The following is a 25,317-nucleotide window of genomic DNA, read 5'->3' as shown; positions in this document are numbered from 1 at the left end:
TATATATTTATCGGTTTATGTGATTGATTGCAATGCAACTTCACGTCACAAAGATAAGAGGAATAACCAAAAGATTTCTTTTTTTTATGTACATTTGCACAAAAAGCAAAGAATATCCCCCGAATATGGAAAACTATATCGTATCTGCTCGGAAATATCGTCCTTCGACCTTTGAGTCCGTGGTGGGGCAACACTCCCTGACCACCACTCTAAAGAATGCCATCGCCACCGGAAAGTTGGCACATGCCTACCTCTTTTGCGGCCCACGAGGCGTGGGGAAAACCACTTGTGCCCGTATCTTTGCCAAAACCATCAACTGCATGACCCCTACTCTGGACGGAGAGGCATGCAACCAATGCGAATCGTGCACAGCTTTCAACGAGCAACGTTCTTATAACATCCATGAGTTGGACGCTGCTTCCAACAACTCTGTCGATGACATCCGACAATTGGTAGAACAGGTACGCATCCCGCCTCAAATCGGTAAATACAAAGTATATATCATCGACGAGGTTCATATGCTTTCCGCTTCGGCCTTCAACGCTTTCCTGAAGACACTGGAAGAACCTCCGCGCCATGCCATCTTCATCCTTGCCACCACCGAAAAGCACAAGATATTGCCTACCATTCTTTCACGCTGCCAGATCTATGATTTCAACCGCATTGGCGTGGAAGACACCGTAGCTCATTTGGCTTATGTGGCTTCAAAGGAAGGCATTACTGCCGAGCCTGAGGCCTTGAACGTCATCGCTCTTAAGGCAGATGGAGGTATGCGCGATGCCTTATCCATCTTCGACCAAGTGGTCAGTTTCACCGGAGGGCACATCACCTATGAAAGTGTGATTGAAAATCTCAACGTACTGGATTATGAATATTACTTCCGACTGACAGACTTCTTTCTTGAGAATAAAGTAAGCGATGCGCTGCTATTACTGAACGACATTCTCAACAAAGGCTTCGATGGCAGCCATTTCATCACCGGCCTTTCTTCTCACCTGCGCGACTTGCTGGTAAGCAAAGACGCGGCAACACTGCCTTTACTTCAGGTAGGCGCCGGCATCCGCGAACGCTATCGGACACAAGCACAGAAATGTCCGCTTCCTTTCCTCTACCGCGCCATGAAAATGTGCAATGACTGCGATTTAAGTTACCGCACAAGCAAGAACAAGCGCCTGTTAGTCGAACTGACACTGATACAAGTGGCTCAAATTACCGCCGAGGAAGATGATTCTTCCAATGGGCGTAGCCCTAAACGAACTATAAAACCCATATTCACGCAGCCTGCCGCCACACAGCAGACACAGGCCGCCACAACCGTTACTCATCCGCAAACCGCCACGAGCCCGGATCCCCAAACCGTTGCCCAGAGTGGGAATTCCCGTCCGACCACCTCTCCCCGCGATCCGGAAGGGAATAGCATCCCTCCTTCCGTCCCTACTGCCATACTGATGGCTCAAGGCAAAGAAGAGAAGAAGATTCCGGTTATGAAAACCGCCCATTTAGGCATTTCAATAAAGCATACGCCTACAGAGAGAAAGCAGGAAAAAGCGAACAGTGAACCGCTTGTACGCCCCGCCCAACAAACGGAAGAAGACTATATCTTCAACGAAAAAGATGTGAATTTCTACTGGCAAGAATACGCCGGACGTATGCCTCAAGAGCAAGTGGCCATAGCCAAACGCATGCAGAATATGCACGTCGCTCTATCAACTCCTACCTCTTTCGAGGTTGTGGTAGATAATGATATCATTGCCAAAGAGTTTACGGGCATGATACCCGCTCTACAAGAGCACATGCGCCTCCGCCTGAAAAACAAGAAAATCACCATGACCGTACGCGTCAGCGCCTCCACCGAACAGGTTCGCGCTTATAGCAGAGTGGAGAAATTCCAAATGATGGCACAGAAAAACGAAGCATTGATGCAACTGAAAGATGAATTCGGGTTGGAATTCTACTAAAGATGCGTCTATCCTGCAAATCAAGAAAGGGACATATTCACGTGTCATCGTCCGTTATTTAGACAGCATACAAATTAAAAGTTTTTAATAAGCAATAGCAACAACCAACGAAGAAAACCACTATTTTTGTCAAACTAATTAGTACTAATAACAATTTAAATCTAAAAGAAAATGGCTTACGTAATTAATGACGACTGTATTGCTTGCGGCACTTGTATTGACGAGTGTCCGGTAGGCGCAATTTCTGAAGGTGACAAGTATTCCATCGACCCTGAAGCATGTACTGAATGCGGAACTTGCGCAGATGTTTGTCCGTCTGAAGCAATTCATCCGGGAGAATAATACACACCTCCTTAAACGAACAGAAGGCCCGGTTCCATATGAAACCGGGCCTTCTATTATTAGCAATCATTATTTCAATTCCGCCAATGCCGCCTTCATTCTACGAATAGCTTCAACTATGTTCTCGTCACTGGTGGCATAACTCATACGAATGCATTCGGGAGCGCCGAAAGAAGCACCGCCCACACAAGCCACATGGGCCACCTCCAATAAGTACATGGCCAAATCATCCGAATTGCCTATTTTGCGTTCACCGGCTGATTTCCCAAAGAATGAATCACACTTAGGGAATAAATAGAAAGCCCCTTCCGGCACATTTACCTCGAAACCCGGCACTTCTTTAGCCAGTTTCACAATCAGATTACGACGGCGTTCAAAAGCCTGTCGCATTTCTTCCACCGGTTTCTGCGTACCGGTATAAGCAGCCTCGGCAGCCTTCTGAGAAACAGAGCAAGGGCCGGATGTATATTGCCCTTGCAATTTGTTACAAGCTTTCACTATCCATTCCGGTCCGGCGACAAAGCCGATACGCCATCCCGTCATGGCATACGCCTTGGAGACACCATTCACAATGACAGTACGTTCTTTCATTTCGGGGAACTGCGCAATACTTTGATGTTTACCGATGTAGTTGATATGTTCGTAAATCTCATCTGCAATCACTATTACTTGCGGATGCTTGGCCAATACGGCAGCCAGACCAGCCAGTTCCTCCTTACTATAGACAGATCCTGTAGGATTGGAAGGAGAACACAGAATCAATGCTTTTGTCTTCGGAGTGATGGCAGCCTCCAGCTGTGCAGGCGTAATTTTAAAGTCCTGGACGATACCGGCAGTCACAATGACCGGCTTACCTTCGGCCAATTTCACCATCTCGGGATAGCTCACCCAATAAGGAGCAGGAACAATCACTTCATCACCCGGATTCACCAATACCAGAATCGCGTTGCAAACCGACTGTTTGGCACCATTGGCACACGAGATTTGTGCCGCAGTATATTCCAGACCATTTTCTTTTTTCAACTTTTCTACAATTGCATTACGCAAAGCCGGATAGCCCGGAACGGGAGAATAGCGAGAGAAGTTATCGTCTATCGCCTTTTTCGCAGCCTCTTTGATGTGGTCAGGAGTATTGAAATCCGGTTCTCCCACACTCAGGTTGATTACATCTACGCCTTGAGCCTTCAGCTCTGCGCTCTTTTGAGACATAGCCAGTGTCGCGGATGGCGACAAACTGTTTAAACGATCTGATAATTGGTTCATTTTGTTTCTATTTAATGGTTGTTATTTCCTACAAAAAAAGCGCTTTTATTTGACATGATAAAGCAAAAAGATTGTTACTTATTAAAATGAAGCATATGACCCATACGTTCTTTTTTGGTACGTAAGTAGCGTTCATTATACTTATTCGGAATGGATTCAACAGGAACATTCTCCGTAATTTCCAACCCATAGGCTTCCAAACCAACACGCTTCACCGGATTATTGGTCAACAGACGCATCTTGTGCACACCAATCTCACGAAGTATTTGCGCTCCCACTCCATAGTCGCGCTCATCGGCCAAATGCCCCAGACAAAGATTGGCGTCTACAGTATCCATCCCATCTTCTTGCAATTTGTAGGCTTTCATTTTCTCCATCAGCCCGATACCGCGTCCTTCCTGATTCAGATACACAATTACACCCTTACCGGCTTTCTCTATCATCTCCATTGCTTTATACAATTGCTCGCCACAATCGCAGCGCTTAGAGCCAAAGATATCGCCTGTGATACAAGAAGAGTGCACACGCACCAAAACAGGTTCATTCAAGTCCCATGTGCCCTTAAACAAGGCCACATGCTCCAAACCGTTTGATTTCTGGCGAAAAGGGATCAAACGGAAATGCCCATGCTTCGTAGGCATATCAACCTCTACACCTTTCTCTATGATGGATTCCTGTTTCAAACGATAAGCAATCAAATCGCGTATAGAAATCAACTTCAAGCCAAACTCATCTGCCATCTTACGCAATTCGGGCAAACGTGCCATAGTGCCGTCTTCATTCATAACCTCCATGAGCGCACCCGCGGGATAGAGACCCGCCAAACGAGCCAAATCAATTGCAGCTTCCGTGTGGCCGGCACGCCGAAGCACTCCTTTTTCCTGAGCATACAGCGGATTAATATGTCCGGGACGGCCAAACGTAGCCGGAGTAGAAGCCGGATCGGCCAACGCCCGAATCGTTGCAGCCCGATCGGCAGCAGAGACACCGGTGGTGCAACCTTCCAGCTTATCAATTGTCACAGTAAAGGGAGTACCCAGCACCGAAGTATTATCCGACACCTGATGTGGCAAGTCCAACTCTTTGCAACGCGAAACAGTAATGGGGGCGCAGAGTACGCCACGAGCATGCTTCAGCATAAAGTTCACCTTCTCCGGTGTTATCATTTCGGCTGCAATAATCAAATCGCCCTCATTTTCACGGTCCTCATCATCTACCACGACCACAAAATTACCGGCCTTGAAGTCTTCAACAGCTTCTTCTATCGTATCCAATTTTACATTTTCCATAATCTATAATCTCTTTTATTTATTCTCTTTATTTTCTATTATCCCAATGATCTCCTCATTAATCTTGATAATCCGCTCCATATCCTTATTCAAGCGGATACGAAATATCCAGATGCGGAAATAAAAAAACAAGCCCATCGGGAAAAACGCCCCACAGAGCAAATTCAGCCAATAGCTACGAAACGGGCGAACATGTGCATGAACCGGAATAATGGGATAATTGTTCAACGCAGTCAGCAAAGTGACGGATTTTGTATTCGACATTTCATCTATCAGGCTTTCCAGCCGTTCATTGATATTCTCCATTACTTCATCCCTATTACCAGCCATCCACAACTTAAAATAATTGGGCGCATTCTTCAAGGCTTTCTTTTCGGCATATTCGCGGCAATCTGCCGACAACTTGCGCAAGTCTCCGGGAATGCGTGCATAATCGGGGTCATGAATGATGACTTCCTTGCGAAACAGATGACGCATATTACGAATCCCCGCCACCTTCTTGAACCAGTTTATATAAGCATCTGCATTCAACACTACAGAGTCGATATTCGATTTGTAAGTAAGGAATACACCCAGCGGCGCCAATACCGCCGTACTGGTCCACATTCCCATCCATACAATCCACTTACCGTCACGGGCCATCTTATAGCCCGTATTATTGATGATATAATAAACGATGAAAATCAATACGGAAACGACTACCGGCATTCCCAACCCACCCTTACGAATAATTCCCCCAAGAGGAGCGCCGATAAAAAAGAAGATGAGACATGCCAATGAAAGAGTCAGTTTTTCGTGCCAGGAAGTCATGTGCCGACGAAGGTTATTTTCCGTCCCCAATATATCGTTGCTTTTAAAGCTCCAATCACTTCCGGCTCCTTCGGCCCGGCCAATAGCCGCAGAGATAACCTTCTGCTTCTGTAGCAACGTAGCCGCATTGAATATGCTGTCCACATTATATTCACCCAAATGAGCTTTTTCTATTTTCAGCGTATCTTCCTTGCTCATAGCGGCTGCAACCCTATATGTTCCCCGCATCGCCTCTTCGTAATACACACGGGCCAGGCTGTCATTCAGAACCCGCATTGAATCAATGCCCATCTGCAGTTTCTTCATGTTCTTGCTACTGGAGTAATTACTCATGATACCGGCGTCCACCATATTGAAATCCGAGTCAAACTCAATGATTGCATGTTTCTCCCGAAAAGTCTCCCGTCGATAAGGCACATTTCTTTGATCCATACTTTGAGACCTCAAGTTTTCAAACTGTTCGCCACTATATAAATGCAGATACAAATGCTTCTTGTCGGCGGTCATTTCCAGACGCCCCGAATCAGCTTTTATAATCTGGGCATTCTCAAAGCCCTTTTCAAAATTGTATATAAGGACATCATACAACATTCCCGTGTCACGGTTCTTCCGTTTCACATATAGGTTATATCCCTCTATTTCATCATAAAATACACCTTCCGGAATATCAAGCTCCGGTGCTTTCTGTTTCATGGAAATAAGCAAAGTCCCTAAGTCTGTCTGTGCTTTAGGGCCTATCACATTCTGGAAATAAAAAGACTGAAAACAAATAAACCCGATAAAGACAATCAAAGGCCGCATGATTTTCAACAACGAAATGCCGGCCGCCTTCATGGCAAGCAGTTCAAAGCGTTCTCCAAAATTTCCGAAAGTGATAAGAGCAGCCAGCAGAACAGCCAGCGGCAATGACACAGGAACCAAGGTCAGTGCCGAATAAAAGAAAAACTGTGCCATGACAGTCATCTCCAAGCCTTTCCCGATCAATTCATCCACATACCTCCACAGAAATTGCATCATGAAGATAAAAAGGCAGATGAAGAAAGTCCCTATGAAGAGGGTGCAGAAACTCTTCAGGACAAATATATCTAACTTTTTTATGCGCAACATTTTACTTGTTTCATGCAATGAGAACACAAAAGTAGCATAAAAAAGGGAGTAGGGGAAATTTTTAATCGAAAGTTAACTAAAAACCGCAAGTTCTCCGCAAGGTATCTACTTGTGATTCCCATAATTCACGCAAATCAGCCACTTCGTCTGCTGCCGCAAAGTCGGTTATTTCCAAAACAAAATCATTAGTCAACTCATTATTTGTCATTTTCAACTCAAAGAATTCTCGCTCATTTTGGTCGTCCAACCAGCGAAAACGGATAAACGAGTAGACTCGCACAGCCACAACCTCTGCATCACGTTTTTCCGCCTTCCCCCAAAAAAAGGTAACAGTTTTGTCTTCTAATTGAACCCTGTCGGCAAACCAGCCCTCCAAACCGGTAGGAGTACTTATCGCTGTCCAAAGAATACCTTTAGAGGTCGCATTCAAGAGAAACTCCAAATGTATTTTTTTTCTTTCCATTGTATTATTCTTCTTTGTTATTGCGCCGACCAAGATAAATACTTTTTTCTAATTACAAAAAAAATAAATCGTTAATTTTATTCATACCCATCTTATAATAACAGAGACTATTTGCACTTCTTAGTGGAACTTATCGTGTTCCACAACACAGAAAAATTCCACAAAAGTTTTGGTACTTTAAAGAAAAGACATATCTTTGCACCCGCAATCGAGAAACGATGGCGGGATAGCTCAGCTGGTTAGAGCGCATGATTCATAATCATGAGGTCCCCGGTTCAATCCCGGGTCCCGCTACAAAGTAAGAGACAGACTGTTGGGAGGCTTCCACTCTCGGCGGTCTTTTTTTATTTTCAGCTCTCAGCGGCAGTCATGGCGGGCCGGGCATTCGGCCTTTTCCGCTTACAAATTCTCCCGGCTTTATGCCGAACTGTTTCTGAAAACATTTTGCAAAATAAGACGGGCTGTTGAAGCCTACCATGTAGCATATTTCATTAATCCGGTATTGATTTTCCATAAGCAATGCGGCCGCCTTCTTGAGTCTGACAATCTGAATCAGTTCATTGGGGGTGACGTCTGCCAATGTTTTGATTTTTGCAAACAACCCGGAACGACTTATACATAACTGCTCTGCCAAGAAATCGACAGACAACTCCGAATTAGAAAAGTTCTGCTCAATGATTTCGTTGATACGAGTAAGAAATCTGTTATCCGTCGCATTGCTTGCCACACTGCTCAAGGGTATCATAGGCATCTTCGAGAATTTATTACGCAACAAATCGCGCAATTCGAGCAGATTCTTGATGCAAGCCTCCAAATATTGCACGGAAAAAGGTTTCTCTATATAAGCGTCCGCCCCGCAATCCAATCCTTCCACCTTAGACTCCAGATCCGTCTTGGCAGTCAGCAGAATAAACGGGATATGACTCGTGGTTTGGTCAGCCCGTATCTTCCGACAAAGTTCAATCCCATCCATGCGGGGCATCATCCAGTCGCTCACAATCAAAGTCACATCGTTCTGTTTCATCTTCTCCAAGGCATCCAGTCCGTCTTCGGCAGTCAAGACAACATATTGTCCGGCCAAACTATTCGAGAGGAAATGACGCATCTCTTCATTATCGTCCACAATTAGCATCACGGGCCTGTCTTTGGGAGCAATCACCACCGGCAACCTTTCAGAAAGGATATCCTCAGGTATAGCAGGATTAAGGATATCCGCCTCTCCGTTCTCCGCTTCTGTATTGCATTGTTCTATAGGGAGCGTCACGATAAAGGAAGAACCCCTATTCACGTCCGATTCGACTTCTATACAGCCATTATGAGCTTCTACAATACTCTTCACGATGCTAAGGCCGATGCCTGTGCCCGGTTTATTATCCACGGCTTGATAGAAGGGCTTGAAAATCTTCTCTTGTTCTTCCTTGCCGATACCGACGCCGTTATCCGTCACTCTGACGACGAATGTATGCTGTTCGGGCTGTATCGTGCAGGATAAGATCACCCTGTCCTTGGTATATTTACAGGCATTGGTCAACAGATTGCTTATAAGCTTCGTAACTGCTTCGCCATCCACCATAGCCATAAAATCCGCGTCCGGATACTCCACATCCAACCGGGCGCCATGATGAGAGATAAAAGGGGCGAACCGTTCGCATACGGCTTCCAGCAACTGACACATGTTTTGCCAGGCAAATCGAATGGCCATTCCCTCTTGCTCCACTTTGCGGAAGTCCAGCAACTGATTCACCAAGAATAGCAGCCTTTGGCTGTTACGGTCTATAATGCTCAAATCATCACGCACCCCGGAAGGGATTGAAGCAGCGGACTTCATGATTTTCTCCAAAGGCCCTATGATGAGCGAGACCGGCGTACGTATCTCATGGGCTATCATCGTAAAGAACTTGATTTTGGACTCGTGCACCTCTTTCTCCTTGGTCGCGTTCAACCGATTGATTTCCTCTGTATGCTTCTTTTCCGTTCGTTTCAACAAGAAGCGTATGAAGAAAGCCAATACGAGGCATGCACATACGAAATAGAAGATTTTGGCAGCCATGCTCCAATAGAAAGGCGGACAGATGATGATTTTCAGCGTGGCTTCCTTGTCGCTCCAGACTCCGTCATTATTAGTCGCCCTCACTCTGAACACATAATCTCCCGCAGGCAGGTTGGTATAAGTCGCCTTATTCTGTGCCCCCACATAATTCCATTCTTTGTCAAACCCCTCCAATTTATAGGCGTACTGATTCTTCTCCGGTGTACAATAGCTCAACGAGGCATATAACAGACTAAAAACATTTTCTTTATAAGAAAGTTCCAACTCCGTCATTGCATTCAATGCCTTCGGCAGCAATCGGTTCCCTATCCCGATTCTCTTATTAGAAACCTCCAGGCCGGTTATCACTACCGGCAGGAGCACCTTATTGACCTTTATCTGATAGGGATAGAAAGCATTGAAGCCATTCACCGAACCAATGTAGATTTTCCCATCCGAGGCTTTCAATACAGCATTCGGCAAGAACTGTTCACTCCGCAGCCCATCACTGACAGAAAAGACCTGCGCCCCCTCTCCCGGCACATAACGGACCAATCCTTTGGCAGTAGTCAGCCATAGTACCCGCTGTTCTTCCACTATTCCACAAATATTCTTGCCGGGGATATCCAAAGGGACAACCTCAAACGCATCATGCTTCCTATCATATTGACAAAGACCATTCATCGTTCCGACCCACATATTCCCGTCACCGTCAATCAAGGTACAATTCACCTGATCGCCGGGCAAAGCACCCGGAATGCTGTCGTGCACGTAATTTTTCCAAGTTTGTCTGTCCGGATTATATTTGAACAACCCCTTCCCTTGCGTAGAGAACCAAAGGTTCCCGTCCGCATCCTGATCGATATCGATGGTCAATGCGCTCAAGTCTTTCACCCTTGTAAAATCGTCCGTCTTCCGATTATACAAATTTACTCCTGACATAGATGTCACCCAAATATTCTCTTCGCAGTCTCTGAAGATGGCATAAGAACTCGTTCCATCAAGCGTCGACGGGTTATCTCGATAAGAGCCATAGACCCTAAAGACGCCCGTGCGCAAATCGAGCACATTCACTCCTCCTGTGTAAGTGCCAATCCACAGATTATCACCATCCATGCACAGCGCATGAACATTATGGTAAGATAGGCTGTTCTTCTTGCCCCCTGCCTGATAACAAATAAACCTTCGTTCCTCCGGTATATAACAATTCAATCCCCCGTCATCCGACGCAATCCATATACGTCCGTATCTGTCTTCACAAAAACGACTGATGACAGTTCCACTTACCGAATTGGAGAAACGAGAATGGGCAAAACTTTCAAATTGCCCCGTATTGGGCGATATGTAGTTCACCCCTCCATAATAAGTACCTATCCATATTCCTCCCTCGACGTCCTTCACGATAGGATAAACAAAACGATTGGAAATGGCATAAGGCTCTGTCTCGTCTTCTGTAAATAAATGATGTTCTCCAGTAAGCGTATTGAACAGCAGGAGTCCGTCGTCCGAGCCTATCAAAAGCCGGTGAGGAGCATATTCCATCAAGGAATGAATATGCAACACCCCTTGCCCAGCCGACGGATGCAGGTATGTAGTCACTCTTCTTGTATACTTGTCCACCTTTTGCAGGCCGCATTCCCAAGTACCCAGCCAAAGCACGCGTTCCGAATCTTCCATAAGGGCCAATGAATTGGAATTTTGTCCATTCGCCTCATAGATAAGGTGAAAAGGCTCAAACCTGTTTCCCGCTTTGTTCAACTTGGTTAGCCCCTCACTGCCCCAGTTTGTCACAGCCCATATCTGATTATCCGCATCTACCATAACGGCAGCTACGAGATTATTCGCCTCTTGAAACTCATATTGTTCCAGACAGGACTTGTGCGCGTTATACCTGAATACTCCCTGCCCCACGGTAGAAAACCACAAGTTCCCGTCTTTGTCCTCGGCAATGCAACTAACAGTGGTCTTGGGGATTATCCCACGCAAGGTAGCCACATTAAAAGTCCTCAGGCTCTCCGTCTCGTAATCATAGGTCAAAAGTCCTTTGTCCGTTCCCACCCAAATCCTGTCGCCCGCATCATACAATGCCGAAATGTAGTCATTCTGCCCTTGCGGATCAGATTTATAGACTTTTACGTTGATGCCGTCATAGCGGTTCAACCCGTCATCGGTTCCAAACCACATAAAGCTGTGTTTATCTTGTATGATGGCACGTACCGCATTGGACGACAACCCATTCTCCACAGAAAAATGACGGAACCTGAAGTCTGCTGAAGCTACGACCGATACACAAACCACGGTCAAAGTCATTATGACAAGAATAAGTTTTCTCATGTCTTCACATATAAGGTTTTGCCTCCCGAGATGCTGATGCGATAAGACCACCGAACATCTTCCTTATGCCCTTTTCCGGATATCCAGTGTCCGGCAGCCTTTCTCATCACAACCAATCAGAAGTCTTTCGAGAGGTTTTTCTCTCGAATTTGTAAAAATAATGCTTTCTTCATTATTTTCCATCCATTTTGCATAAATAGATTTTCTGCCGGCCTTTTTCAGCTTCATATTTGCAAACATAACGCATAAAAGGAATGCGGTTCATTGTCCCGACGCCGTTTTCAAACGGGCTATGGCAACCTCTATCATATCTTGCGTACCGCTACCGTCGGCTACGTATTTCATAACCATTCGGGCGTAGTCCACAGCTTCCTTCAGGGCCTTATCGGTGAATTCGTCCACTGTGCCCGTGCGTCTCAACAAAGCAGATAACGGGCGCAAATCTTCTATCTCCGGCAGATTGCCCGGACGCATCGCGTTAATGGTCATATTCAGGGTTGCGACCACCGCATTGACTTCTTCCCGCGAGTAATTTTTATCCTTATTTTCATATACACATTGAGCCTCTTCCAACACATGTTTCAGACGAGAGAAACCAAAGTGCGCCCAAGGAGCATGCTCCGGCACTTTTACAGCGAGGGCTTCCCACCGTTCTTGGTCGGCCACCCGCGCCATACCCACATTGAGGAGTTCTTTCAACGAACCCTTGTCTACACTGTCGGCCACCACCAGAGCGGTAACTGCGTCTTGCAAGGCTAGTGTCCGGCGATCGACCATTGTCTGTCTGTTGTCGCCATTCATTACCTCGCGCGCCGCGCCAAGCTCTGTCCGCAAAGCCTCAAACCCTACCGTGGTATAAAGAGATGAGTCCCGACTTTCGGCAGCATAGATAGCCGCCTGCAGACTACTTTTGTCCAATCCGATAGCCACTAATCCCTTGACAGCCTCGTCGATGACCGTCATTCCCGTTGAGATTTCAGTTTCCGTGACCATGGGCTCACCCATCATCTTTTCGCCTTCTTTCACCGCCTTCTTCAAGCGGTTGAAGGTAGTTTTTGTATAATTCTTCTTATCATAAGCCGTAACATCCCTCAACTTGGCGGATAAGGCTATCTTGAGTTCCGAAGATGGAGAGTTGACGTGGTTGATACGGAAATAATGGGTCGAGTGGTCATGACGATAATAGTCCGGCTGAAACACGTGCCCGCCCTGAACGAAAGTATATAAATTGCCGTCAGTGCCAGTCTTCATGCCATCGGGTTCCACAGTCACGATGGTAGCCAAGCGGGAATCGATATTCAGGGTGGCTCCCGCCCAGTCGTTTATATCAGTAGCCGTCATGGCAAGTGGGCCATACATCAATGTCCCCACCCAAGAAGCCTCCAATGGTACCCCTCCCCGGCCGGCTACTTCGGCAGGCAATTTATCAGGCCCATAATCGATGTGTTTAGTGAACGGCATGGTTATTTCCACCACATCTCCCTCCTCCCAATGACGAGAAGGAATTACCGCGTAAGTGCAAGGTTGATAGTAGTCGGCCACCGGCACTCCGTTCACTTTAATATCGAACCCCTCGGTTGCCCAATAAGGCACACGCAATTTCATCGAAAAGTCGGCTTTTCCACTTACTATCTTGATGACGGAACTCTCTGCCGGCCACCGGCATTCCTGTCTCAACGTCACTCCTTTCTCTTTCCATTGAAGAGTGGTTGGCATGTATAAAGTCACCCATAATGCATGATCCGAGACGAAATACGTGGCCTCTTGATATTTCAGGTGATTCTCTGATCCGGTACCACCGCAGCAGGTAGACTGCGGTGTCTTGTTGCCCCAAGGCTTGGAAGCATCCAGCCCTACCGCATACTGGTAGGTGGTCTGATAACATGTGGGATGCAGCGAACCGACAATCTGGTTATAAAGGGTACGTTCGTAATAATCCATATACCGCGCATCGTCAGGATTAAAACAGTTCAGCTCCTTGGTCAGTTTCAACAGATTATAGGCGCAACAAGTCTCGTTGATATTCGGGTTCGGGTGGCTTTCTCCTTCAGAAAAGCCATTCATGGCCATACTTAATATCTGCGAATAGGGTTGTCGAAACATTTCTCCGTTACCCACGCCGCCGGTAGAATAGCGGTAGCGACCCTGTATCAAGCTCCAAAAATTCTCAGACAGATTGTAATAGAAAGGATTGTTGTTGGTCAGATAGCTTCTTAACGCACCGATAATCATCGGAATATGCTGATTGGCATGCCTATTGCGTATGTCATCGATGTTCCTCGACAGAGGTTCATAAAAAGCCGGGCTATCAAAACAATTGGAAGCTTCTATCAAGCGCATACGCTCTTCCGGATTATCAACCATCTCGGAAAGCCGCGCCAAAGATTCGCCGATGCCGCCTACCTCTCCGGCAATGTACATGTTCCACATTTCATAGCGGTTTCCCGGCCGCATTCTGCGTTCATCTTGCGTACCGTCCGTCTTTACATAAGTGCGGTAGTGCATTCTGTTCCATACCCACAACCCCATGTCCTTGGCTATCAAAAGAGCCTTGTCGGCAACGTCCTTGTCATCCATGTAAGTGGCTATATCTATCAGCCCGGCCAACTGTTTATGAATGGAATAATAAGGTGCCCACACCCAATCGGAGTTATTGTAGGCGCGATACATCTCTATGAGTGCCGGATGATGAGCTGGAATGGCATTCAGGTAACCATAGCCATAAGTAGCCCATTGAGTCTTGTATTTATCAAAATCCTCCCATGTTCCTTTCATTTCCTTTAACACCTCCTCGGGAGCAAAGTCGCGTGCTTCAAGATACCTTCCCAATTCTTTGCTCCATACAAAGGTGCGTTCCTGGCACTCACGGAGTTCGTCGACCATTCGGGTGATATTGCGCCGCAAAACAGACTTCTGCGCAGTATCCGTAACAACAGCATAAGCCAATGCCAGTGCCGACATATAATGCCCCGAGCCATGCCCTTTCAACTTGATATCCGGCGAGTCCCATCCATCGGAACGAGTATACCCTTCCGTGCTTAGTCCGTACGTATCCCGATAATTATACAACTGCTGTGTAACATCCCAACCAGCAATCTCTTTGATGGCTAAATCGCGGTTCGACGCCAGCCGGTTATTGCCGTCGATAGTCACATCGGTCAACGGAACGGTGCTTGCAATGGGGGCGGCAGGAGGAATCTTATACCCTTGGTTTATCACTTCTATTCTTGCGGAGATGGGATATCCGTTATCTGTAGTATTGTCACCTGTGATATAACCGTTTATCATATATATGCTCCCCGCAGGATGAGTGCGAACATCGGCCTGTTGCTGTTCGGTGGCCAGTGCGACGTTGTTCCATCTGGTTTGGCGAAATCCGGCCTTTCCATCCGAATAGGTAACCCATACTTGATAAGGCAGTCGGGGCACCGTTCCCACTGGACAATGAATCACTATCGACTCTACCGAGGCGATGGTCCGCATCCCGGCATCATTCGGCCGCATCTTATAGACATCACTCTCATCTAAATTCAAGGCTGATGCATCTGCCGGGATTATTCCTAAACATAATCCCATTATAAAAGGAAAAAATCTGTTCATTCTTATCTGTGTTTTTTGAAAGTCAGTGCAAAGCCCTACTTCAACAAGCAAAATAGGGCTTTCAAATCACCTCCGTTAATCATCATTTTCCGTTTTTTTATCTGCCTGCATAGCCCGGATTCTGTTGCAGATTAAGATTCTTATTCAAATCTTCCAAATGAATAGGGAATAAGATGGAATTCCCATTCAAATCGTTCTCTGCCGGAGTATGATTAAACCAACTCTTCTTTTGGAAGGTTCCAAACCGAATCATATCGATGCGGCGGCGAGCTTCGGCCGCAAACTCCCAACCCCATTCATCATAAAGTCCGCCTAATTCTACAGGATCGGTGTTGCCTGCCGCATCCACATTCCCATTCTCATCAAGTGTGCCATATCGTATATGCGTATCCCCCTTCAGCCAAGCTACATCAACCGTTGCTCTTTCCGGATGAGCCGACCCGCGGAAAGCGCGTTCGCGAATTTGTGACACAAGGTTAGCGGCTTCCGCTTCATCCCTTCCTAAACGGAGCAGGCATTCGGCTTTCATCAACAATACTTCCGCGTAACGGAAATACGGAAAGTCATTGCTCAGCAGGCTCTTGGCTCCTATTTTTATTTCATACTTGCCTATACGGTAGCCGTCATCTGTTCCTGTCTTATAAATGCTCGGCAGTCTATTGGGGAATGTGGTAATCAAGACGCCGTCGGGACTATATTGATCGCCTTGCAACCAAGAATACTTCAACCGCATATCACTATTGTCATAGCTATTGATAAACTGAGGATTTGCCGCCGAACCTCCCCATGGAGTGGATTGCATATCGAATACTTTGCGGCTGTTTGAAGACAGAAACTTCATGTGCGCCCCGAACACCGGCCCGTTGTTGCTACCCGAGTTATAAACCTCATCGTATGGAATGGCAAAAATCGTTTCCACACAGGCCGCATTGTCTGTCTTGAAGATATCCGTATAGTTCGATTCCAACCGGAATAAATTGCTGTTGATAATCTCATCACATTGTTCCAGGCATTCACTCCACATCGGAGTACCTGTATACACACCGGCATTCAAATACATACGGGCCATCAGGCATTTCGCTCCCCATTGAGTCAGTCGTCCATAGGTAGTCTTATCTACGGCCACAGACAACTCCGGCATCACCTCTTTCAGCTCTTTGATAATGAAATCAAAGACCTCTTTACGGGTAGATTGCATAGGAATATCCTCACTGAAGGTCGTCTGAATCGGGACGTTGCCGTGGGTATCACAAAGAATCGAGTACCAAAGCGCACGGATGGCCCTTACTTCAGCCACGACTTTCGGTTTGCTGTTTTCCGCAAAGAAACCTTCATCGGCACGTTTCAATATCTTATTGGCATTGGCAATACCCTCGAAGCAAACAGACCAGGTGCTTTGAGGCTGTCCCTGTTGATTATCCCATGTATGCTTGTGCATCTGTTTGTAAGTGCCGCCATCGTCCCATCCATTGGGGCGAGTAGGGGTGACGATAACGTCACCGGGCTCTTCTTGCAGGTCGAACAAACCATACCAATCCATCACATAGCGAAGTTTGGAATAGGTGGTAGCCAACAATGAGACTTCATCGGCTTCGGTCGGCACATATTCTTCTTCAACAATTTCCGAATAAGGTGTCTCATCCAAGTTAAAACAACTGCTCATACCGAGCATCGCAAATGCGCAGAGTACATAAGCGCTATATTTTAATCGTTTCATGACAGTTCTCTTTTTGTATGATTAGACTTAGAAAGTGAGGTTAACGCCGAAAGTATACGTACGATTGGTAGGATACTTGTCTCTATTATCCGTGCCGGCATCCAGCAACCCATAGCTGCTACTGCTCAATGGAACTTCAGGATCCATACCTTTGTAACCCGTAATGGTAGCCAAATTCAGAACCGATGCATACACACGTAGATTTTTGATGACTTTCTGTTTGAGAAGTTTGACGGTATATCCTAAGGTTACATTGTCTATTTTCCAGTAATCTCCATCTTCGATGTAATAACTAACATATCGTTGCTCATCTTTCAGTTGAGTTTTCCCGTAGACCTTATCGAAAGCCGAATTCAAGCGGTTATATTGAATTTCCGGTTTTGCATTTTCGTAATACATACGTTGAAAATTCAATATCTGGAAACCAAAAGCCCCACGCATGTTCACACTTAAATCAAAATCAAAGAACTTGAAAGTATTGTTCCAATTCAGATAATGTTTGGGAATGCCATTACCCAAAACCTGCCAGTCTGTAGCATCAGCCTCTGTTGCCAATACATGTTCCCCTTTTTTGTTTTCAACCAACCATAATCCATCTTCCGTGATATCAACCGATTTCAAGCCATAGAACGTACCGATGGCCTTACCTACCTGTACGATGTGGGTGCTTGTCTGGATAGGTTCACCCGTATAACCGGAATAGAAATAATCTTGTGTCATGGAAAATTTATCGCTTGACAAAGCAACGATTTTATTCGTATTGGTAGAATAAGAAACGCTGGTATTCCAAGTAAAACGATCAGTCTGTACAGGCATGGCGCGTACCAGAATCTCCAGTCCCTTGTTCTCCATTTCCGAAGCATTGGCCAGCATGGACGAAAACATAAAAGGCGGAACAGGAACGGGATAATCCCAAAGTGCATCTTTGGTCTTACGGATGTAGTAGTCGACAGAGCCTCCCACCCGTCCGTTCAGGATATCCCAATCCAAACCGATGTTGAACTCATGCTTCTTTTCCCAACGCAAATCGGCATTGTTGTTTCGAACCGTCTCCAAGGCTTTTACCCATGTGCCGTTGTACAAAAAAGCTCCTTCGTAATTCAATCCGGAAAGCGAAGTGTACGGAGCTGCCACATTAATACCGGTCACGCCATATCCCACACGAAACTTCAAGTTATCCAGCCAATTCAAGCTCTTCATGAAGTTTTCCTTATCAATTCTCCAGCCTAAAGACATGCCGGGGAAATTACCCCATTTATGATCTTTACCAAACTTGGAAGAACCCTCGTGACGAAGAGAAGCCATCAATAAATAACGATCATTGAAATTATAGCTGACGCGTGCAAATACACCAATCAGCTTGTCGGAACTCTTATAACTGGTCATGGAGGCTTCACCGCGTTTCAATGCCATGCCCGCTTCCATCTTATTATACGAATAGGCATCTGTCGGGAAATCATAGTTGGTCATTGACATGTTGGAATTCGTATTGTCCTCATAATTATAACCTACCAACGCACTGACATTGTGTTTTCCAAAGGCTTTCTGGAAATGGGCAGTCAACTCTACTAAATTATTATCAAAATCAGAATCATAGCGGTAGGCATAACCGTTACGTCCGCTTTTGGTGGTAGATACATGCTTCTTGGTCTGATAATATCCGTCAGTAGTTGTTGTACTGCGACGTGCATACATAGCCTTCAAAATCAAGGACTCAATCGGCCGGAAAGTCAAGCCTCCATTGAAACGGATATTTTTGCGCTTCATTTCACCAATCGTCTCACGAATGTAGGCCACAGGGTTATCGTAGAAATACAAGTCACGTTCAAACCAATTTCCTCCTTCGTCTTTTATCGGCTCCGTCGGATTATGGATTAAAGCCTGTCTGTAGGCGTATGTATTCCAGCTGCGCGGCATTGTATGCTGGCTCACAAACACACTGACGTCGGCGGTCAATTTATTCTCGTACATGGAATGACTGATATCCATTCGGGCATTCATTGCTTCGAAGTCAGTTTTTATAAAAGTTCCTTGGCGTTTGGTATAATTGGCCGATGCCGTATAGTTCGTGTTTCGGCTGCCGCCTCTCAACGACAAGTTATGCGAATGAGATATTGCCGTACGGGTCAGTTCCCCCAACCAATCGGTATCGGCACCGAAATCTTTCAGATTGGCACCGTTGAACGTATATCCTTCACTCCATTTCCGTCGAAGGTCGTCGGCACTCATGAAGTCCGGCCTCTTTAAAATATTTGAGACAGACATATATCCGTTGTAATCGATGGTAGGAGGCATTTCTTTACGGCTTTGTTTCGTTGTGATGATAATTACACCATTTGTGCCGCGAGTACCGTAGATAGCAGTGGCAGAGCCGTCTTTCAACACATCTATGGATTCGATGTCTTCCGGCGCTACCGTATTCAGACTACCGGGAACTCCATCCACCAGTACCAACGGAGAAGTTCCTCCCTTCAAAGATGAAATACCGCGAAGCATTATTTGGGAATTTCCGGTAGGGTCTCCCGAGGGTAAAGAAATGTTCAGTCCGGCCACTTTGCCTTGAATCAACTGTCCGGCATCAGCCACCGCCCCTTTTACGAAGTTCTCGGCTTTCACGCTTGAAATGGCACTCGTCACATCTCCCTTCTTCTGAGTGCCGTAGCCGATGACCACCACTTCATCCAGCAACTCCGTGTCATCTTGAAGCGTGATATCGAGTTGGCGGTTATTCCCGACAGTGATTTCCTGGGTTTTATAGCCGATATAAGAAAAGGATAATACAGAATTGGCTCCTTGTACTTTCAGCGTATAGCGGCCGTCAATATCGGTTATCACACCATTGATCGTCCCTTTTTCAAGCACGTTGGCGCCAATGACGGGGTCGCCGTTCTTGTCTTTCACAATACCTGTAACCGTAACAGATTGCTGCCGCACAGCCTCGATGCCCACTGTTCTTACCACTTCCGCAAAGAGTTGTACGGGACTGATTCCGGCACCCGTCACAAGGAAAAAACCGGTTGCAACTCGTAAGATGACAGCTCTGCTGAACGAAGCTCTTTTCTCATGTGTCTTCATATAACATCATCGTTTAAAGGTTAATAGTTTATTTCAGTATATCAAGAACCTGTAAAAGGCTTTTCCTATACCCTTATCGGTTTCTTTGCGATTTTCTGACGCCTTGCCGTATTTCACGGTTCACAAAAAGCCGGCATCTTTTCTATTGATGTACTGCAAAAGAAGACTATTCCCCTTTAACGGGATGCAATTATTATCTATAAGAATACTAAAATAGTAGAAGAAAGTCCCTCACGAAGATGTTTTGGAAGATTGTGTCATCGGTTTAGACTATTTTTCTTTATATATCCCGATTTTTCATCCGACTGTTTCACCACCATTTGTCAAAACTCTGTTGTCGGTCAAGTTGTATGGCCTCGCCGATTCGGGGTGTAAGCAGTTGCCATGATTTGCCTTCCGCATTGGCATAGATGCTGTCGAGCGGTTCTGTCCAAGAATGATTGGCAAGAGCATACTTGGAATTGTGGTAGGTAAGCACACGCCGAGGAGCAAGGTCACTGATGGCCTGCGGAAGTTCGGAAGGCAAGACATGGATGTGCCGCCAGCCTTTGTCATACTGGCCGTTCTCCATAATGGCGAGGTCGATGTCGGGATAAGCCTTTCCATAACGGGCAAAGCGGTCGTCGTAACCACCGTCTCCGGATACGAAGATACGACGCGGGCCATCGATAAGATAACTTGCCCAGAGGGTCTTGCCGTTTCCGAACAAGCGCCCGGAAAAGTGCCGGGAAGGCAAACAGTGCAAAGTGAGGGAAGGATTGACGGCAAAATCATCGTCCCAGTCAAGTTCGTGGATACGCTCGGCATCGTACCCCCAATATTCAAAATGCTCCCCCACACCTAAGGGACATATCACTGCGCGCACACGGGAACGCAAAGCCACAACGGTGCTGTAGTCGAGATGGTCCCAATGGTCATGCGTAATGACAAGACAATCAATATCGGGAATATCGTCGGGCGTATAAGTATCCGTTCCCTTGAAAGGTCTCATAAAAAGCCACACCGGCAGTTCGTTAGTCAATACGGGGTCGAATAAAAAACGAACCTTGCCCGTTTGTATGAAGATGGTAGAATGACCGAGCCACAGACACAACTCCTCATCACGGGAGATTGTCTTCAAGTCAACCTTTACCAATGGAATGCCGGCGGTGGGTTTAAGGTTGGGGATCTCTTTAAACAAGAACTTCCACAGAGCCTGTACCGGACTGTCATTGCCCGTAAGCTGCGGTGTGTAGTGTTCGTTCTGAAACTTTCCGTCTTTCCAATGAGGCGACTGCTCGCAACGAGCAAGCCTTTCGCCGCTCGGCTGTTTGCCCGAAGCCACCCAAAACATACGACCCACCCAGCCAATCAGGAACAAGGTGAGTAAAACCAAAATAGCAATCATTTTCTTTTTCATTTTTGTTTACGTCTATATTCCGCGGCGGTCATTCCCGTCACAAATCGGACACCAGCAAAAAGAGTGCCATGTCTTCATTTTTCAGTAAGAAAGACATAATGGTGACAGCCCAAAAGCACTCGGTGAGATATTGCAATATAGCATTCGGTTTTCTCACTAACAGGTATTCAAACAACCGTTAGCCATGATTTTTGTCTACAAAAGTACAAATGTAATTTTGCAGACAAATTTAAACTTACCAGAAGTTATGCAAACATTTATTCAAAACTCCGTCGATGCCTGGATTATTTTGGGCAGCACCGTTTTCGTGATTATAGTCGCTTTCGGGCATAATGTATATCATAAGTTAAGCCTATTGAACAAGAAGCATCATTTCATTGTATGGAATGATAATTCCATTGATTCCATTTACGCATGGGATGATGAAGATGAATTATGAGCGAGTTTGAAAACAATGTAAGCACATTTCTTTCCAATTATGCCACGACACTTTTGGAATGTGGGGCCACAACAGCCAGGATAGAGAAAAACGTGCTGCGCATGGCAGAAGCCTATGGTTGTCAATCGAAAGTCAACATCTACCCTCTTCATGTTGAAGTAGTATTGAAAAATGACATTAATGGAGATTCAGTGGTACGAAGCAAAACCATACGTGATATCCGTATCAACTACAATACGATTTCCGAACTGAGCAGATTGAGTTGGATTTGTTTTGACCAACAAATGAGCCTAACAGACGCCGTGAATCGATATGAACATATTACAGCGACAGCGCGAATTCCATTCACGATTGTCACACTCCTCACAGCAGTAGCCAACGCATCTTTCTGTCGTTTGTTTTGCGGGGATGCCATATCGATGTTCATTGTGTTCATTGCCACAGCTTGCGGATTTTACATAAAACGCGAGCTGTGCCGCAAATGGCAAATCGACTTGCGGCTTTCCATAATTGTTGCCGGATGCATATCAGCCATCATGTCATGCTCCGGATATGTGTTCTCGTTAGGCCATACCCCCGACGTAGCATTGGCAACGAGTGTACTATATCTTATCCCCGGTATCCCATACCTTAACTCTGTAAGCGACCTCATCAATGGGCATTATATCTGCGCAATGAGCCGTTTGATATATTCTTGCGTCATCACCGTATGCTTGGCCGTAGGTTTATATATAGGTTTGATGATGATGAGCACACGAATAATGTAATTATAAAAAGACTATGTTAGCCATAATAGAAGATTGTTTCTTTGCAGCGATAGCTGCCATCGGATTCGGGAGCATCAGCAATGTTCCTTATAAGGCGTTTTCAGGATGTGCCATACTCGCCGCTTCCGGACACGGAATGCGAACTATCCTCATGAACCAGTTTAACATATCAATCGTATCGGCAAGTTTTATCGGAGCACTTGTCATAGGCTTTCTCTCAATACCTATTGCTTCCTATTGGAAAGCTCCGGCAGAAAGCATGTCTTTCCCCGCACTGCTCCCCATGATTCCGGGCATGTATGCTTACCGCACAGTTCAGGCTTTTCTTCTGTGTGTACAACATCAATCCGAAGACACGTTCATACACTACCTGTACCAATTGAACTACAACGGATTTGTTTGCTTTTCGGTCATACTGCTTATGTTTATTGGTGTGACGGTACCTATATTCTGTTTAGGAAAATATGCCTACTCTGCAACCCGATAATGCTTTCTTGTTAAATCTTGTTGCCGCTTTTATCATAATCAAGATTTTAGCAGCATCTTTACAAAGATATTACTCATGTTCTTTACAATCCACATGGAAATAAGATATTTAAAATCATTCGTTACTGCTGCAAGGCTTCTGAACTTTTCTGAAGCAGCAAAGGAAACATGCGTGACTCAAAGCACATTTTCACAGACTATCAAGCAATTGGAAGATGAACTTGGTTGCGCACTATTTTTCAGGAACTCACATGAGGTTTCCTTAACCGAAGCCGGAAAAGAATTGTTGCCATATGCAGAAAAAACGCTGCATACAGCTGATGATTGCATACGAAGGATGGAAGATCTGCGGGATCTGAAATGCGGAACCTTGAATATCGGAGTGACGCATTCCTTCAATATGGTGATGCACGAGACGCTAAAAGATTTCATGAGACTCTATCCCAGCATCTATCTCAATATTGTATACAAACCCATGACTGAATTGATAGAGCATCTTATGAGCAGAGAGCTTGACTTCGTTCTTTCATTTCGCCCTCAAAAGAACTTTCCCAATATAGAGTCGCACATACTCTTCGAGGATACTTTATCGGTCATCGTAAGACAAGATCACCCGTGGGCAACCAAAAGCAGCGTAACACTTGCCGAACTAAAAAACTATCCCATTGCTCTTCCTGCCAAAGGATTACAGGCCCGTAATGTTCTGGAAAATATAATGACGGAAGCAGGTTCCGAACTAAATGTACGTATAGAAATGGATGAAGTCACACCCTTACTGCGCCTTGTAAGAGCCACCGGCATATTCACCATTTTGTCTTCTTCCGCGACGGAAGATGTTGAGGATTTGGTTTACATTCCAATCGATCATAAGGGCGGCAGAATGGAAGGCTCCGTACAAATGCTGAAAGGAAGTTATATGAAAGCGGCGACAAAGGAATTTATCCGCATATTGTGTGAAACTGCATTGGTAAAGAAACGCATCACCGACTGGTTAAGAGAGCGTTGTTAACAGACTGCGGCTGATAAACAGTGCCACTAACCCTAATCGCTAACAACGTTCCATAATCTCCATGCACATCCGTCCGCTGTGATACGGGCATTTCCAGAAACCGGCCTTATCATCGTCGGTGTTCACCCTGCCATCGGCACGCACACTCCAGTGCCACTCTCCGTTTTCGTAATCAATCAGGTTCTTCTTGATGAACTCCCAGCAGCGGAATGCTTTTTGCATAGCCACTTCATCATCAAAATGCTGATACAGGTTTACATGCCCCACTACATTCTCTGCCTGTACCCACCAATGGCGGTCTGTGTCATCTTTCTTTTGATTCGGAAAGCTTTCATAAATCATACTGCCGTCAGGCATCAGGCCTTCGTCCGCCGCCGCCGCAATGTACTCCACCAAAGGTTCTGTTTTTGCCAGCACCTCTTTGTCAGCCAACACAAGGGCGGCTTCATGGATCAGCCAAGACGCTTCGATGTCGTGTCCGTAAGAGACGATGCGGTACCTGCTTGTCCAATCGTCATTGAAAAACAATTCGAGATGACCGGTTTTGAGGTTCAGTATTTTATCTGTAAAGACAACAATCAGGTTGCGGAGCTGTTTCTCCAGACGTGCATCTTTCCACACCCTGAAAAGGTTTGTATAAGGTTCCAGAATATGCAGATGGGTATTCATCGTCTTACGCTCATTCTCATCCTTGTTGCTCAGACGCATATCGGCCATCTCTCCCCATTCGCGGGTCAGCGCCTCGCAATAACCGTTCTTCAAGGGGTCGAAGCTGTACTTCTCAATGGTCTCGAAAAGGCGGATGGCATAGTCCAACGATTCTTCATCACCCGTGGCACGGGCATATTCGCTCAATCCATAAATGGCAAAGCCTAAAGCATAAATCTGTTTCTTCGTGTCGAGCGGACGGTTTTTATAATCGAGCGACCAGTAGATTCCACCATATTCCTTGTCATAGAAATGGTCGATGACAGTACGTTTGGCCCGCGTAGCCATCTCTAAATATTCAGGCTTATCCAGCAGTCGGTACGCCGCCGAGAAAGTCCATAGGATACGAGCATTCAAGACAGCTCCTTTTTCAGCTTCGGGCTTCAGCTCGTCGGTTCCGGTGATGCGACCATAAAAGCCGCCATTCGTCGTATCTGTCATCTTACTCATCCAAAAAGGAAGGATGTTTGAAACCAACTCCTTCTCCATCTCTTGTCTTATCTTCTTTATGTCCATGATTCC

At 45.9% G+C, this 25,317-nt stretch carries 16 protein-coding genes and 1 tRNA gene; 7 read left to right on the top strand and 10 right to left on the bottom strand.

Annotated features, from left to right (window positions below):
- The first annotated feature begins 125 nt into the window (after positions 1 to 125).
- Complete coding sequence (locus C4H11_RS11010) at positions 126 to 1,958, top strand: DNA polymerase III subunit gamma/tau (RefSeq protein ID WP_106043366.1); 1,833 nt, start codon at positions 126 to 128, stop codon at positions 1,956 to 1,958.
- A 171-nt stretch (positions 1,959 to 2,129) separates the two neighbouring features.
- Positions 2,130 to 2,300 (top strand): DUF362 domain-containing protein, encoded by a 171-nt coding sequence (locus C4H11_RS11005; protein ID WP_106042007.1) that lies wholly within the window; start codon positions 2,130 to 2,132, stop codon positions 2,298 to 2,300.
- A 69-nt stretch (positions 2,301 to 2,369) separates the two neighbouring features.
- Here the strand turns inward: C4H11_RS11005 and C4H11_RS11000 are convergent, their stop codons facing one another.
- The 4 genes from C4H11_RS11000 to C4H11_RS10985 all read right to left on the bottom strand — a co-directional run bounded on the left by C4H11_RS11000 (position 2,370) and on the right by C4H11_RS10985 (position 7,232).
- On the bottom strand, positions 2,370 to 3,563 hold the full coding sequence (locus C4H11_RS11000; RefSeq protein WP_106042005.1) for a pyridoxal phosphate-dependent aminotransferase: 1,194 nt from the start codon (positions 3,561 to 3,563) through the stop codon (positions 2,370 to 2,372).
- 74 nt (positions 3,564 to 3,637) lie between these two features.
- Complete coding sequence (locus C4H11_RS10995) at positions 3,638 to 4,852, bottom strand: bifunctional 3,4-dihydroxy-2-butanone-4-phosphate synthase/GTP cyclohydrolase II (protein ID WP_106042003.1); 1,215 nt, start codon at positions 4,850 to 4,852, stop codon at positions 3,638 to 3,640.
- A gap of 15 nt (positions 4,853 to 4,867) precedes the next feature.
- Entirely contained in the window at positions 4,868 to 6,769 is a 1,902-nt protein-coding gene (locus tag C4H11_RS10990; protein ID WP_106042001.1) for an LptF/LptG family permease, read from the bottom strand.
- A 76-nt stretch (positions 6,770 to 6,845) separates the two neighbouring features.
- Positions 6,846 to 7,232 carry an START-like domain-containing protein gene (locus C4H11_RS10985; protein WP_106043364.1) on the bottom strand — a complete coding sequence of 129 codons (387 nt, stop codon included), beginning with the start codon at positions 7,230 to 7,232 and terminating at the stop codon, positions 6,846 to 6,848.
- A gap of 220 nt (positions 7,233 to 7,452) precedes the next feature.
- On the opposite strand from C4H11_RS10985, the gene C4H11_RS10980 reads away from it, so the two are divergent.
- Positions 7,453 to 7,526 (top strand) — tRNA-Met (locus C4H11_RS10980).
- Positions 7,527 to 7,599: 73 nt separating this feature from the next.
- On the opposite strand, the gene C4H11_RS10975 is transcribed toward C4H11_RS10980, so the two are convergent.
- The 5 genes from C4H11_RS10975 to C4H11_RS10955 all read right to left on the bottom strand — a co-directional run bounded on the left by C4H11_RS10975 (position 7,600) and on the right by C4H11_RS10955 (position 21,386).
- The gene (locus C4H11_RS10975) at positions 7,600 to 11,595 is read right to left on the bottom strand and encodes a hybrid sensor histidine kinase/response regulator transcription factor (protein ID WP_106041999.1); all 3,996 of its coding nucleotides are present in this window, start codon (positions 11,593 to 11,595) and stop codon (positions 7,600 to 7,602) included.
- Positions 11,596 to 11,856: 261 nt separating this feature from the next.
- Positions 11,857 to 15,195, bottom strand: a complete 3,339-nt coding sequence (locus C4H11_RS10970; protein ID WP_106041997.1) for a beta-L-arabinofuranosidase domain-containing protein — start codon at positions 15,193 to 15,195, stop codon at positions 11,857 to 11,859.
- A 97-nt stretch (positions 15,196 to 15,292) separates the two neighbouring features.
- On the bottom strand, positions 15,293 to 16,912 hold the full coding sequence (locus C4H11_RS10965; RefSeq protein ID WP_106041995.1) for a RagB/SusD family nutrient uptake outer membrane protein: 1,620 nt from the start codon (positions 16,910 to 16,912) through the stop codon (positions 15,293 to 15,295).
- A 27-nt stretch (positions 16,913 to 16,939) separates the two neighbouring features.
- Entirely contained in the window at positions 16,940 to 19,987 is a 3,048-nt protein-coding gene (locus C4H11_RS10960; RefSeq protein WP_106041993.1) for a SusC/RagA family TonB-linked outer membrane protein, read from the bottom strand.
- Between the two features lie 310 nt (positions 19,988 to 20,297).
- The gene (locus C4H11_RS10955) at positions 20,298 to 21,386 is read right to left on the bottom strand and encodes an MBL fold metallo-hydrolase (protein ID WP_234819822.1); all 1,089 of its coding nucleotides are present in this window, start codon (positions 21,384 to 21,386) and stop codon (positions 20,298 to 20,300) included.
- A gap of 247 nt (positions 21,387 to 21,633) precedes the next feature.
- Between C4H11_RS10955 and C4H11_RS10950 the strand changes: the two genes are divergently transcribed.
- From C4H11_RS10950 to C4H11_RS10935, 4 genes are all read left to right on the top strand, one after another.
- Positions 21,634 to 21,825, top strand: a complete 192-nt coding sequence (locus C4H11_RS10950) for a hypothetical protein (RefSeq protein ID WP_129588308.1) — start codon at positions 21,634 to 21,636, stop codon at positions 21,823 to 21,825.
- The gene (locus C4H11_RS10945; protein WP_106041988.1) at positions 21,822 to 22,592 is read left to right on the top strand and encodes a threonine/serine exporter family protein; all 771 of its coding nucleotides are present in this window, start codon (positions 21,822 to 21,824) and stop codon (positions 22,590 to 22,592) included. Before C4H11_RS10950 ends, C4H11_RS10945 begins: the two co-directional genes overlap by 4 nt.
- Positions 22,593 to 22,605: 13 nt before the next feature.
- Positions 22,606 to 23,079, top strand: a complete 474-nt coding sequence (locus C4H11_RS10940) for a threonine/serine exporter family protein (RefSeq protein ID WP_106041986.1) — start codon at positions 22,606 to 22,608, stop codon at positions 23,077 to 23,079.
- A 93-nt stretch (positions 23,080 to 23,172) separates the two neighbouring features.
- Positions 23,173 to 24,087 (top strand): LysR family transcriptional regulator, encoded by a 915-nt coding sequence (locus tag C4H11_RS10935; RefSeq protein WP_106043359.1) that lies wholly within the window; start codon positions 23,173 to 23,175, stop codon positions 24,085 to 24,087.
- Between the two features lie 39 nt (positions 24,088 to 24,126).
- Here the strand turns inward: C4H11_RS10935 and C4H11_RS10930 are convergent, their stop codons facing one another.
- Positions 24,127 to 25,311, bottom strand: a complete 1,185-nt coding sequence (locus tag C4H11_RS10930) for an AGE family epimerase/isomerase (RefSeq protein ID WP_106041984.1) — start codon at positions 25,309 to 25,311, stop codon at positions 24,127 to 24,129.
- Positions 25,312 to 25,317: the final 6 nt, after the last annotated feature.

Origin of the sequence: Bacteroides zoogleoformans (genome assembly GCF_002998435.1) — a bacterium.
GTDB classification, from domain to species: Bacteria; Bacteroidota; Bacteroidia; order Bacteroidales; family Bacteroidaceae; genus Bacteroides; species Bacteroides zoogleoformans.
The sequence above is the reverse complement of the archived record's forward strand: the minus strand, read 5'-3'. Positions and strand labels throughout refer to the sequence as shown.